Origin of the sequence: Microbispora sp. CSR-4 (genome assembly GCF_008033685.1) — a bacterium.
Taxonomy (GTDB): Bacteria; Actinomycetota; Actinomycetes; order Streptosporangiales; family Streptosporangiaceae; genus Microbispora.
Genome location: NZ_VJVX01000016.1, coordinates 117188 through 129505, shown reverse-complemented (window position 1 = coordinate 129505; position 12318 = coordinate 117188). Strand labels below are relative to the sequence as shown.

The window sequence follows — 12318 nt, the reverse complement described above, 5'->3', positions numbered from 1 at the left end:
GCCATCGAGGGCAGCCAGCGTGAGAGCCATCCCTGCCTCGTTCGCACACCCCGATCTTCTACACCAACCGGAGCGCGCTCGCACTCAAGAAGGTAGGGCGGCGTGAAGGCCCCCGCGTCGTACCGGCTGGAGTTCTGGGACGGCGCGGCGTGGCGCGAGGTGCCGGGCCAGACCCGCACGCCGGAGCGGCCCGCGGGCGCCGCGCTGAACCGCGTCACGTTCCCGGCCCTGACAACGACCAGGATCCGGCTGGTGTTCGGCAACCCGCCGGGCGCGTACGTCGGCGTCACCGAGCTGCAGGCGTGGTCGCCCGCCGCGGGCGACGCCACGGTGGACGTGACCGTCTCCGGGCAGGCGCGTTCCGGCGACCCCGCCGAGGTGACCACCACCTTCGTCAACCGGGGACGCACGCCCGCCACCCGGGTCACGGCGTCGCTGGCCGTGCCCCCGGGCTGGTCGGCCGAGCCGGTCGGCAGCCCGAAGGCCCACGTGGTGCGGCCGGGCGGCGAGTTCGCCGTACGCTGGCGGGTCGCGCCGCCCGCCGGGACCGCGCCGAGCCCCGGCGCCCACCCGGTGCGCGCGGCCGTCGAGTTCGACGGATCGGCGCGGGCCGTGAGCCCGTACGCCCAGGGGACCGTGGGGCTCGACCCGGACGCCTACGGGAAGGGGGAGGCCGACGACGACTTCGCCGCCGACACCTCGGCGGGCTACACGCTCTACAAGCCCGAGGGCGGCGAGGCCCTTCCGGCGGTCACCGTCGGCGGCGGCCGGTTCGCGGGCGGCGGCGCCCAGCCGTTCTTCGGCCTGGCGGCCGGTCCGGCGGCGCTCTCGTCGGCCGACGCGATCAGCGTGGTGACGGCGGGGGAGTTCGCCGGCACCGGCAGCCCGGAGGACAGCGTGTTCGTCGGCTGGGTGAAGGACGCCGGCACCTACGTGACCGCCTGGTACAACAACACCCGCAAGCAGTCGGGCATCAACGTGCGGGTCGGCGGCCGGTTCCTCGACACGCCCGGCGACGCCCCGCTGACCCTCAAGCCCGGCGACCGGTTCGCGCTGGCGCTGTCCGGTGACACCATCACCTCCTTCGCCTACACCGGCGGCCAGTGGCGTCCGCTGCGTACGGCGGACATCGGCGGCACGCTCGCCACCCCGCAGGCCCGCGAGGGCTTCCGCTACGGCTTCGGCCTGCGCGGCACCTCCGGCACGATCGCGGTCGCCGGCCTGGAGGGCCGTAGTTCCTCGTAGCGTGCCCCGTGGAGGGCGTGGTTCCGGCGCCGCGCCCTCCACGGATTCCGGGAACGACGCGCCGGGCACCGGCCGCGGTCGGGCCAAGGCGGTCATGTGGTCGATCTCCGGCGGGATACTGGAGGCGCGTACGTGCCCCCGACCCCCGGAGAGTCATGCCGCAGCCGCTGGAGCCGAGCGATCCCGCACGCCTGGGTTCCTTCCGCATCACCGGCAGGATCGGCGAAGGAGGGCAGGGCGTCGTCTATCTCGGCGAGGCGGAGTCCGGCGACCTCGTCGCGGTCAAGCTCTTCCACGCACGGCTCGGCCAGGACGCCGCCCGCACCGACTTCACCCGCGAGGCGGAGCTCGCCCGCCGGGTCGCCCGGTTCTGCACGGCCCAGGTGCTGGAGTCCGGCATGGACGGCAGCCGGCCGTACATCGTGAGCGAGTACGTCGACGGGCCGCCGCTGAGCCAGGTGGTGGCCGCGCGGGGGCCCCTGTCGGGCGGCGCGCTCGAACGGCTCGCCATCGGCACCGCCACCGCCCTGGTCGCCCTGCACGACGCCGGGGTGGTCCACCGGGACTTCAAGCCGCAGAACGTCTTGATCGGGCCGGACGGGCCGCGCGTCATCGACTTCGGGATCGCCCGCGCGCTGGCCAACACCAGCACGATGACCAGCCAGATCGTGGGAACGCCCGCCTACATGGCGCCCGAGCAGCTCGCGGCGGGCGAGCTCGGCTTCGCCCTCGACGTGTTCGCCTGGGCGTCCACGATCGCGTTCGCCGCCATGGGCCGTCCGCCGTTCGGCGCCGACGCCATCCCCGCCATCATCAACCGGATCCTCAACCAGGAGCCCGACCTGGAGGGGATCGAGTCGCCGCTGCGCGACCTGCTCACGGCCTGTCTCGCCAAGGACCCGGCACGGCGGCCGACGGCGCGGGAGATCGTCGACCGCCTCGTCCGCCCACGCCACGACGCCCCGGCCGTGCCGGTGGCGCCCGGGGTTCCGGGGGCACCCGCCGCGCCGGCCGGATCGGGCACGCCGGTCTCGCCCGCCGGGGGCGGTGCGCCGTACGCGCCGGGTACACCGGGCGCGCCAGGTGTCCCGCCCGCGCCCGGCGCGCACGCCGGGCCGGGCACGCCGATGCCGCCTGCCACGGGCGACGCGCAGTCCGGGCCGATCACGGGACCTGCCACGGGACCTGCCACGGGACCTGCCACGGTGCCGGGAAGCAACAGTCGTGGGCGGGTGCGGGCCGTCGTCGCCGCCGTGGCCGTGGCGGTGGCGGCCACGGTGGCCGCCACCGTCGCGCTGCTGCCGTCCCTGCATCTGCCGTTCACCGGGACTGGCGTCTCCGCGACGGAGCGAGCGGCGGCGGTCGGCACGCCCCCGCCCGCGTCGGCGGACACCGGCGGCGGCCCGTCCCCGTCCGCGCTCGCGGTTCCGTCGCCCGTCGCCGTCTCGCGATCCGCGTCGCCCGCCGCCTCACACCCGCCGCGGGTGAGCCGGTCCACGGCCAGGCCGGCCACCACCCGGCCGGTCCCGACGCGTACGGTCACCGCACGGCCGACAGTACGCCGGTCGAAGACGACCGCGCCGGTCCCCGCGGAGTCCCCGGTGGAGAAGAAGCAGGCGAAGCCCTCGCCCACGCCCGCCCAGCGGGTAGTGGAGCTGGGACCCGGCCGGTTCACCGACTACTGCGTGAGCCTCGGCTGGGAGTGGGTCGAGTATCGGGAGACGCCCACGCCCGGCGCGTACTGCGTCAAGCGCAAGGGCGACACCATGTATCTCTCCCAGAGCCAGCGCGACGCGGGCTGCCGCTGGCGCTACCACGACCCGAAGGCGTTCCACCGGTTCAAGGGCAAGTCGAACTACTGCTACACCTACCGCTGAGAGGGGGCGGCGGGCGCCTGGCAGGTCGTGCTCTCCCAGGACCTGGCCGGCGTGGGCCCGGCCCACGTCAACGCCACCACGAGGCCGCCTGCACACCGCCTGGACCCCGGTCTTCGGCGCCACCCCCGGACACCCGGGGGAGCCGGGCCCCGCCGCGGAGGCCAAGCCGTTCGTGCTCGGCGCGCCCGCCGAGGTGCGCGCCGTGCTGCCGGACGGCTGGACCAGCGGGCGGCTGCACATCGCCCTGGTCGGCGACGGGGGCGTGATCGCCCGCACCGCCCTCGACGTGGACACCCATACCGCCCACGTCATCGGCGACGACCCGCGGGCCCGCGCCTGAGGCGGCACGAGGCGGGCCGGCGGCACAGCCGCAGGCCTCGTCTCACCGGTCCGCGCCGGGTGCTCCGTTCGCGGCGCCCAGCGGGATGCGCGGGGAGACGGCGCCGCGCAGGTCGAGCCAGGCCGTGTCCGGGCAGCGGACCAGTCGCAGCACGACCTCCTCGCAGCCCGCGCTGCGGGCCATCAGGTGGTCGGACGTAGATCGTGTGCGGCTCCGGGCGCGGCGAACTCCAGAAGCCGGGCGCCTTCCGCCTCGACCTCGGCGCGTTCGGCGGCGGACAGCGGCAGGAAAGAGTCGATTTCCAGAGTCGCCGACGTCCTGTCCGCGTCGAGCTTCCACGCACCTCTCACTTGGCCGTCCACGAGGAAGGTCGCGCGCATGCCGTTGCGGGTCGTCACGCGCCGGCGGGCTTCGTCCGAGATCACGCGGGTGCGGTCGGCATGGGAGGCCAGCAGGTTGTCATACTCGGGCAGGAAGCGAACCGGCGCGAGGGCGTCGGCGCCGGGGCGCGGCGCGTCCGGCAGGTCGAACAGCTCCACCCCATGCTCGTCGCGGAAGACCGCCAGCCGTGGCCGCAGCCGCTCCATGACGGCGTGCAGCCGGGTCAGACCCGCCCATGTCTGCACGTCCTTGACCGATGCCGGGCCGAACGCGGCGAGGTAACGCAGCACGATCCGTTCGGGGTCCGGCACCGGTGCGGGCGCGGCTCCCGTCCAGGTCGCCGCCGTGGCGTACCGTGCGGCACCGCCTACGCCCCAGACAGCGCGCGGCGGCACCTGAACCAGGGGCACCAGGTTTCGCACCACTGTGGCGAGCGCGCGGGGCTCGCGGCCGGGCCACCGCTCGCTCAGCGCCTGCCCGAGTTCTCCGGGAGTGAGGGGCCGCTCGCCGAGCAGGACGCGCCCCGCCTCCGCCACGGCCGCGCGGTCCAGACCGGCCAGGGCCTTCTTGAACGCGGTGTCCAGCTCCCGGTCGAGCGCAGGCTGGACCCATGTCCGCAACGAGCGGTAGTCCGCCGCCGTGACCAGATGGACGGTGCTGCGCATCAGCGCGACCCGCACCAACCGGCGCCCTGTCAGCGCGTCCGCCAGGTCATCGGTGCCGAACCTCTTCAACCTGGTCCAGAGCCCGAAGTAAGGCGCGTACGGAGCCTGGGCCTGCATTCCGGCCAGCCGCGCGATCGCCTCCTCGGCCGTCGCGTCGGCCCGTTCCAGCAGCATCTGGCGGGCCAGCAGCGCTCGTCCCAGTTCGCGTCGCTCCAGCACCGGCGGCATCGTGGCCCCTTTCGGTTCTCGGGGGCAGGGAGGCGGCGGTTCTCCGTCCCCCTGCCCTGGTCGGTCAGCCGCCGAAGTCGGCCTTGTGATCTGTGGTCCACTCGGCGTAGGTGCGCGCGGGGTGCCCGGTGATCTGCTCGATGACTTCGTTGACCGGCGCCGGCTTCCCGACAGCCCGTGCCATGAGACCGAACAGCGCCGCCAGGAAGGCGGCGTCCATGAACTGACTCATCTGCGCTCGCACGGGCTCGGGATCGAGGTCCTCGACGGTCAGCGGGCGTCCCAGCGTTTCGCCCAGGATGCGTACCTGCTGTGCCTGGGTCAGCGACTCGGGGCCGGTCAGGTCGTAGATCCGGCCCGCGTGCCCGCCGCCGGTCAGGATCCGTACGGCCACCTCGGCGACGTCCCGCTCGTGCACGGCGCTGAAGGCGGCCTCGGTGTACGGCGCGCGGATGATATCGCCGCCCTGCAGTTGCATCCCGAACGTCAGCGAGTTGATGGCGGGGAACAGCAGCCGGAGGAACGTCCACTCGATTCCGGAGGTCTCGATGGCCTGCTCGACGTCACGGTGATATCGGGCGATCACATCGGGCTGCCGCTCGGCCCCGTCGTCGACGGCCCCCGACGACAGGAACACCACCCGCCGCACTCCTGCCTCGCGCGCTGCCTCCAGAAGCGGAGCGATGTCCGCTCCATACTGCAGGACCAGGAAGGCGGCCTCGACACCCCGCACGACGGCCGGCAACGTCTCGGGCTTGGTCAGATCACCCTGGACGACCTCGACGCCCTCCGGCAGCCCGGCCTTCTCCGGGGTCCGGGTCAGCGCACGCACCGGAGCCCCAGTGGAGACGAGCTCCTCGACCGCCTGACGTCCGAAGTGAGCCGTGGCACCAACGACCAGATACATGGGGTTTCCCTTCATTCGATGACAGTCCTGACATAACGACCTGGAATGCTCTGCTTGCCGCAGGGCCTCGCCGTCATGGGGGCGGCGTCCTCCGTGATGCCGCCCCCGCTGTTCGTCATGGCCGTCACGCTAGATGCCAATTAGGTAAGATTCGTTCCTAATTGGCTGGCAGACTTCGGGGAATGTTGGAAACCTCGGCGCGGCTGCTGCGCCTGCTCTCCCTGCTGCAGACACCCCGCGAGTGGACCGGCGCCGAGCTGGCCGAGCGGCTGTCGGTCAGCACCCGGACCGTCCGCAACGACGTGGATCGCCTGCGGAACCTCGGCTATCCGGTGCACGCCGGCCGGGGCGCCGCGGGCGGCTACCGGCTCGGCGCCGGCGCCCCCCTGCCGCCGCTGCTGCTCGACGACGAGGAGGCGGTCGCCGTCGCGATCGGGCTTCGGACCGCCGCGGGCACCATCACGGGGGTCGAGGAGACCTCCCTGCGCGCGCTCGCCAAGCTGGAGCAGGTGTTGCCGTCCCGGCTCAGGCGCCGGGTCGGCACCCTCCAGCAGTACGCCGTCGCGGTGCCCAGGGACGAGCCCGGCCCGCGGGTCGACGCGGACACGCTGACCGCCATCGCCACCGCCTGCCGGGACCATGAGCGGCTGCGGTTCGACTACCGCAGTCACGACGGCTCGGCCGGCCGCCGAGACGTCGAGCCCTACCGGCTGGTCAACTGGGGGCGGCGGTGGTACCTCATCGGCTTCGACGTCGCGCGGGCCGACTGGCGGACGTACCGGGTCGACCGCATGAGCCCACGCACCCCGGCAGGTCCCCGGTTCGCCCCGCGCGAGCTGCCGGAGGACCCCGTCGACCAGGTGCGGCGGGGAGTGTCGTCGGCAGCCTGGCGGTATCGGGCCCAGGTCACCCTGCACGCCCCGGCCGAGCTGGTCGCCGAACGGATCAACGCTGCCATCGGCACTGTCACGCCGGTCGACGACACGCGGTGCCTGCTGGACACCGGTGCCGACAGTGTCGAGGCACTCGCCGTCAACCTCGGCCTGCTGGGCATGGACTTCACCGTGACAGAGCCGCCGGAACTGGTCGAACTCGTACGTGCCCTCGCCGGCCGCTACCACCGCGCCGTCATGTGCTGATCGCCCGCAGGACGCGAACGAGGCCCTCGTACGAGGCCCCCGGCAGGCGGAGTGGCAGGCCCGGCCGTCCGGGCCGTCGGGCAACCGGTCCGGCAGGCGCTGCCGGGAACCGTGTTTGCGCTGCTCATAGTGGGGTATTCGGTTGCGCGACCCGGGAGGCGAGGCTCATGAATGATCGCCTGTTTTCGGATCGCCGGGAGGCGGGCCGGGTGCTCGCGGGACTCCTCGGCCACTACCGCGGGCTGCCCGACGTCGTCGTCCTCGGCCTGGCGCGCGGCGGCGTCCCGGTGGCGTACGAGGTGGCGACCGCCCTGGGCCACCCGCTCGACCTGCTCCTGGTGCGCAAGCTCGGCACGCCCGGCTGCGAGGAGCTGGCCATGGGGGCGATCGCCGTGGGCGGGGTGATCGTGCTCGACGAGGACGTCGTCCGCGGGCTCGGCCTCCGGCCCGACACCATCCGGCAGGTCGCCGAGCGGGAGTCCCGCGAGCTGGCGCGGCGGGAGCGGGCCTACCGGAGCGATACGCCCGCCGCGGAGCTGCGCGGCAAGACCGTCATCCTGGTCGACGACGGGCTCGCGGCCGGGGTGGGCATGCGCGCGGCCGTCCGCGCGGTGCGGCAGCGGGGGCCGGCCGGGATCGTGGTCGCCATGCCCGCCGCGGCCGAGTCCACCTGCGAGGAGCTGGCCGCCCTGGTGGACGACGTCGTCTGCGCGACCACGCCCATGCCTTTCCTCTCCGTGGGGGAGTCGTACTGGAACTTCACCCAGACCGGCGACGACGAGGCCCGCAGGCTGCTGCGCGCGGCGGCCTCGGCGCGGGCCGGGGCCACGCTCGTCCGCACCGACCTCGCGACGCTGCGCTCGGAGCTCGTGCCGGTGCGGGACGGGGTCCCCTCGGACGAGGTGCTGTTCGACATCGTCGGCGACGCGCGGTTCGTGCTGATCGGCGAGGCGTCGCACGGCACCCACGAGTTCTACGCCGCGCGCGCCCAGATGACACGGCGGCTGATCGAGGAGAAGGGCTTCATCGCCGTGGCGGTGGAGGCCGACTGGCCCGACGCGTACCGGGTGAACCGGTATGTCCGGGGGCGCGGTGACGACGCGACCGCCGAGGAGGCGCTGCGCGGCTTCGAGCGCTTCCCGGCGTGGATGTGGCGGAACGCGGACGTGCTGGAGTTCGTCGGCTGGCTGCGCGAGCACAACGACCGGCTCGGCAAGCGGGAGCGGGCCGGGTTCTACGGGCTCGACCTCTACAGCATGCACCGGTCCGCCGACGAGGTCGTCGCCTACCTGGAGAAGGTGGACCCGGCCGCGGCGGCGCGGGCCCGCGAACGCTACTCCTGCTTCGACCACAACGACGGCGACGACGGTCAGGCGTACGGCTTCGCCGCCGCCTTCGGCGCGGGGGAGTCGTGCGAGCGGCAGGTGATCGAGCAGCTCGTGGACCTCCAGCGCAACGCGCTGCGCTACCAGCGGGCGCAGGGGCTGCTCGGCGAGGACGAGTTCTTCCACGCCGAGCGCAATGCCGTGGTGGTGGCAGCGGCGGAGCGGTACTACCGCACGATGTTCGGCGGCCGGGTGTCCTCGTGGAACCTGCGTGACCGGCACATGGCCGACACCCTGTTCGCGCTGGCCGAGCACCTCGGCTGGCAGCGCGGCGAGCCGGCGAAGATCGTGGTGTGGGCGCACAACTCCCACCTCGGCGACGCGCGGGCCACGGAGATGGGCGCGCGCGGCGAGCTCAACCTCGGACAGCTGGTGCGCGAGCACAGCCTCACGGACTGCCGGCTGATCGGCTTCACCACCTACACCGGCACGGTCACGGCGGCCGACGACTGGGGTGGCCCGGCCGAGCGGAAGAACGTGCGCCCGGCGCTGCCCGGCTCGGTCGAGGAGCTGTTCCACGAGGTCGGGCACAAGGAGTTCCTGGTCGGCTTCGGGCGTTCGGCCGGCGCGGCGGACCTGCTGCGCAGGGCGCTGCTCGAACGCGCCATCGGCGTGGTCTATCGCCCGCGCACCGAACGGCAGAGCCACTACTTCCAGGCCCGCCTGTCCGACCAGTTCGACGCGGTGATCCACATCGACGAGACCGGCGCGCTGGAGCCCCTGGAGCGTACGGCCGCCTGGGAGCGCGGAGAGCCTCCGGAGACCTACCCGGTGGCGGTCTGAGCCCTGGGCGATCGCCCGGACAAAGCGGAACGTCCGGGCCGGCGCCCGTGTGGGCCGGCCCGGACGTCAGGTCAGGCTCAGACCAGGTCGAACCGGTCGAGGTTCATGACCTTGTCCCACGCCCGGACGAAGTCCGTGACGAACTTCTCCTTGGCGTCGTCGCTCGCGTAGACCTCCGCGACCGCGCGCAGCTCGGAGTTGGCCCCGAAGACGAGGTCGGCCCGGGTGCCGGTCCACTTGACCTCGCCGGTGGCGGTGTCGCGAGCCTCGAACGTGGTCTGGTCCTCCGAGATCGACTTCCACTCCGTGCCCAGGTCGAGCAGGTTGACGAAGAAGTCGTTGGTCAGGACCCCCGGCGTCTCGGTGAAGACGCCGTGCTTGGACTGCTGGTGGTTGGCGCCCAGGACGCGCAGGCCGCCGACGAGGACGGTCATCTCGGGGGCGCTGAGGTTCAGCAGGTTGGCCCGGTCGATCAGCAGGTATTCGGCCGGCAGGCGGTTGCCCTTGCCGTAGTAGTTGCGGAACCCGTCGGCGGTCGGCTCGAGCGCGGCGAACGACTCGACGTCCGTCTGCTCCTGCGACGCGTCCACGCGGCCCGGCGTGAAGGGAACCTCCACGTCGAAACCGGCGTCCTTGGCGGCCTTCTCGACGGCGGCGCACCCGGCGAGCACGATCACGTCGGCGAGGGAGACCTGCTTGCCGCCGGTCTGCGCGGCGTTGAACGACTGCTGGACGCCCTCCAGGGCGCGCAGCACGGTCGCGAGCTGGTCGGGGTCGTTGACCTCCCAGCCGATCTGCGGCTGCAGGCGGACGCGCGCGCCGTTGGCGCCGCCGCGCTTGTCGCTGCCGCGGAAGGACGCGGCCGACGCCCACGCGGTGGACACGAGCTGGGAGACCGACAGGCCCGTGGCGAGGATCTGCTCCTTGAGGGCCGCGATGTCGGCGGCGTCGACGAGCTCGTACGTCCGCTCCGGCAGCGGGTCCTGCCACAGCAGCACCTCGCTCGGGACCTCCGGGCCGAGGTAGCGGGTGACCGGGCCCAGGTCGCGGTGGGTCAGCTTGAACCACGCGCGGGCGAAGGCGTCCGCGAACTCGTCGGGGTTCTCGTAGAAACGCCGCGAGATCTGCTCGTAGATCGGGTCGAACCGGAGCGCGAGGTCGGTCGTCAGCATGCCCGGGGCGTGCCGCTTCGACGGGTCGTGGGCGTCGGGAACCGAGCCCTCACCGGCGCCGTTCTTCGGCTTCCACTGCCACGCGCCGGCCGGGCTCTTGGTCAGCTCCCACTCGTAGCCGAACAGGTTCCAGAAGAAGTTGTTGGACCACCGGGTCGGGGTCGAGGTCCAGGTGACCTCGAGACCGCTGGTGATCGTGTCGCCGCCCTTGCCGGTGCCGTAGCTGTTCTTCCAGCCGAGGCCCTGCTGCTCGATCGGGGCGGCCTCGGGGTCGGGGCCGACGTTGTCGGCCGGGCCCGCGCCATGGGTCTTGCCGAAGGTGTGACCACCGGCGATGAGGGCGACCGTCTCCTCGTCGTTCATCGCCATCCGGCGGAACGTCTCACGGATGTCGCGGGCCGCGGCGATCGGGTCGGGCCTGCCGTTCGGGCCCTCCGGGTTGACGTAGATGAGGCCCATCTGGACCGCGGCGAGCGGGTTCTCCAGCTCACGGTCGCCGCTGTAGCGCTCGTCGCCGAGCCAGGTGGTCTCGGGGCCCCAGTAGACGTCGTCGTCGGGCTCCCAGGCGTCCACGCGGCCGCCGGCGTAGCCGAAGGTCTTGAAGCCCATCGACTCGAGGGCGACGTTGCCGGCGAGGATCAGCAGGTCGGCCCAGGAGATCTTCTTGCCGTACTTCTTCTTGACCGGCCACAGCAGGCGGCGCGCCTTGTCGAGGTTGCCGTTGTCCGGCCAGCTGTTCAGCGGGGCGAAGCGCTGCTGGCCCGAGCCGGCGCCGCCGCGGCCGTCGCTGATGCGGTAGGTGCCCGCGCTGTGCCACGCCATACGGATCATGAGCGGGCCGTAGTGGCCGAAGTCGGCCGGCCACCAGTCCTGCGAGGTCGTCAGCACCTCGGCGATGTCCCGCTTGACCTCCGCGAGGTCGAGGGACTTGAACGCCTCGGCGTAGTCGAAGTCCTCGCCGAGCGGGTTGGCCACGGCCGGGTTCTTGGCAAGGATCTTCAGGTTGAGGCGCTCCGGCCACCACTGGTGGTTGGCGTTGCCCTGCGTCGGGTGCGGGGCGCGCGTGTGCGCGACCGGGCAGCCGCCTTCACCCTCCGCTTTCGGATCGGTGACGATTGCGTCGTGGTTCTCGGTCAAGGGAATCCTCTGGAACTAGTCGATCATGGGGCTCAGGAAGCGCGAGCGCTGGAACAGCCGGGGCACAGGCCCCAGTAGATGACGTCGGCCTCGTCGATGGTGAAGCCGTGGTCGTCGGACGCGTTCAGGCACGGCGCCTCGCCGGTAGCGCAGTCGACGTCGGCGACGACGCCGCACGACCGGCACACGACGTGGTGATGGTTGTCGCCGACGCGACCCTCGTACCGGGCCGGGCTGCCGGCCGGTTCGATGCGACGGACGAGTCCCGCTGCGGTCAGGGCATGAAGGGCCTCGTACACGGCCTGAAGGGAGACGTGGCCCACGCGATCGCGGACCCCGGAGGCGATCGCCTCGACGTCGAGGTGGTCACCGCTGCGGACGGTCTCCAGCAGCGCGACACGAGCGGCCGTCACCCGCAGGCCGGCCCCCCGCAGGTCCTCGGCGGTGGTCGGAGTCCCAGGCGCGATCATGTCACTAACTTATCGCACTAAACACGAAGAGTTCAAGAGAGCGAATCGTCCAAGGATATGTGGCTCTAAGGTGATTTCTGTCTCAGGTCGCACCCAGGGAAGTCCCCGGGCAGGCCGTCGCGGAGACGGCACGTGGCCCAAACGGGAGTAGAGGCTCGCATCGGCTTGCGCAAAAGCCGGTCGGGGCGCTGCCTCCCGCGGACGTGCGGGGGTACCTACGCAACCAGTCCGCGGGTTCACGGAGAGGGGGAATCCCCCCATGAGCACAATGACCGAGCATCGGCAGCACGCGGCACACGAGCACCGGCACGGCGCCGGGTGCGGCCACGTCGCGGTGCCGCACGGCGACCACGTGGACTACGTCCACGACGGCCACCTGCACCGGGTGCACGAGAACCACGTCGACGAGTGCGAGGCGAGCGGGCACGCCGTGCACGACGCGCACGACCACGAGCACGGGCCGGAATGCGGGCACGTGGCCGTGCCGCACGGCGACCACGTCGACTACATCCACGACGGGCACCGCCACGTCCGCCACGACGGTCACTGGGATGACCACTGACCTCGGCCCCGGCCGGGGCTTCCCGGC

General features: G+C 72.7%; 11 protein-coding genes. 6 read left to right on the top strand and 5 right to left on the bottom strand.

What is annotated here, in order from left to right:
• Positions 1–102 precede the first annotated feature (102 nt).
• From FLV34_RS14900 to FLV34_RS14890, 3 genes are all read left to right on the top strand, one after another.
• Complete coding sequence (locus tag FLV34_RS14900) at positions 103–1245, top strand: NEW3 domain-containing protein (RefSeq protein WP_147943368.1); 1143 nt, start codon at positions 103–105, stop codon at positions 1243–1245.
• 155 nt (positions 1246–1400) lie between these two features.
• Complete coding sequence (locus FLV34_RS41525; protein WP_147943367.1) at positions 1401–3122, top strand: serine/threonine-protein kinase; 1722 nt, start codon at positions 1401–1403, stop codon at positions 3120–3122.
• A 172-nt stretch (positions 3123–3294) separates the two neighbouring features.
• Positions 3295–3462, top strand: coding sequence for a hypothetical protein (locus tag FLV34_RS14890; protein ID WP_185948948.1), 168 nt, complete (start codon positions 3295–3297; stop codon positions 3460–3462).
• Positions 3463–3504: 42 nt separating this feature from the next.
• Here FLV34_RS14890 and FLV34_RS40445 read toward each other — a convergent pair whose 3' ends face one another.
• From FLV34_RS40445 to FLV34_RS14880, 3 genes are all read right to left on the bottom strand, one after another.
• Positions 3505–3645 (bottom strand): DUF6510 family protein, encoded by a 141-nt coding sequence (locus FLV34_RS40445; protein ID WP_187280639.1) that lies wholly within the window; start codon positions 3643–3645, stop codon positions 3505–3507.
• Complete coding sequence (locus tag FLV34_RS14885; protein ID WP_142646867.1) at positions 3645–4736, bottom strand: winged helix DNA-binding domain-containing protein; 1092 nt, start codon at positions 4734–4736, stop codon at positions 3645–3647. The genes FLV34_RS40445 and FLV34_RS14885 overlap by 1 nt, the downstream gene beginning before the upstream one ends.
• 64 nt (positions 4737–4800) lie before the next feature.
• A complete protein-coding gene (locus tag FLV34_RS14880) occupies positions 4801–5643 on the bottom strand; it encodes an NAD(P)H-binding protein (protein WP_147943366.1) in 843 nt (280 codons plus the stop codon).
• Positions 5644–5825: 182 nt separating this feature from the next.
• Between FLV34_RS14880 and FLV34_RS14875 the strand changes: the two genes are divergently transcribed.
• The gene (locus FLV34_RS14875; protein WP_147943365.1) at positions 5826–6782 is read left to right on the top strand and encodes a YafY family protein; all 957 of its coding nucleotides are present in this window, start codon (positions 5826–5828) and stop codon (positions 6780–6782) included.
• A gap of 167 nt (positions 6783–6949) precedes the next feature.
• Positions 6950–8950 carry an erythromycin esterase family protein gene (locus tag FLV34_RS14870; protein ID WP_147943364.1) on the top strand — a complete coding sequence of 667 codons (2001 nt, stop codon included), beginning with the start codon at positions 6950–6952 and terminating at the stop codon, positions 8948–8950.
• A 77-nt stretch (positions 8951–9027) separates the two neighbouring features.
• On the opposite strand, the gene katG is transcribed toward FLV34_RS14870, so the two are convergent.
• Positions 9028–11259, bottom strand: coding sequence for a catalase/peroxidase HPI (gene katG, locus FLV34_RS14865; protein WP_142646871.1), 2232 nt, complete (start codon positions 11257–11259; stop codon positions 9028–9030).
• Between the two features lie 32 nt (positions 11260–11291).
• The gene (locus tag FLV34_RS14860) at positions 11292–11729 is read right to left on the bottom strand and encodes a Fur family transcriptional regulator (protein WP_142646872.1); all 438 of its coding nucleotides are present in this window, start codon (positions 11727–11729) and stop codon (positions 11292–11294) included.
• 259 nt (positions 11730–11988) lie between these two features.
• Between FLV34_RS14860 and FLV34_RS14855 the strand changes: the two genes are divergently transcribed.
• Positions 11989–12291, top strand: a complete 303-nt coding sequence (locus FLV34_RS14855; RefSeq protein WP_142646873.1) for a hypothetical protein — start codon at positions 11989–11991, stop codon at positions 12289–12291.
• Positions 12292–12318: the final 27 nt, after the last annotated feature.

What these genes read in the sequence shown, in the direction of transcription:
- FLV34_RS14870 (WP_147943364.1), top strand. Translation starts at nt 6,950, where the DNA reads ATGAATGATCGCCTGTTTTCGGATCGCCGGGAGGCGGGCCGGGTGCTC.
- FLV34_RS14880 (WP_147943366.1), bottom strand. Translation starts at nt 5,643, where the DNA reads ATGTATCTGGTCGTTGGTGCCACGGCTCACTTCGGACGTCAGGCGGTC.
- FLV34_RS14860 (WP_142646872.1), bottom strand. Translation starts at nt 11,729, where the DNA reads ATGATCGCGCCTGGGACTCCGACCACCGCCGAGGACCTGCGGGGGGCC.
- FLV34_RS14855 (WP_142646873.1), top strand. Translation starts at nt 11,989, where the DNA reads ATGAGCACAATGACCGAGCATCGGCAGCACGCGGCACACGAGCACCGG.
- FLV34_RS14885 (WP_142646867.1), bottom strand. Translation starts at nt 4,736, where the DNA reads ATGCCGCCGGTGCTGGAGCGACGCGAACTGGGACGAGCGCTGCTGGCC.
- FLV34_RS14875 (WP_147943365.1), top strand. Translation starts at nt 5,826, where the DNA reads ATGTTGGAAACCTCGGCGCGGCTGCTGCGCCTGCTCTCCCTGCTGCAG.
- FLV34_RS41525 (WP_147943367.1), top strand. Translation starts at nt 1,401, where the DNA reads ATGCCGCAGCCGCTGGAGCCGAGCGATCCCGCACGCCTGGGTTCCTTC.
- FLV34_RS40445 (WP_187280639.1), bottom strand. Translation starts at nt 3,645, where the DNA reads ATGGCCCGCAGCGCGGGCTGCGAGGAGGTCGTGCTGCGACTGGTCCGC.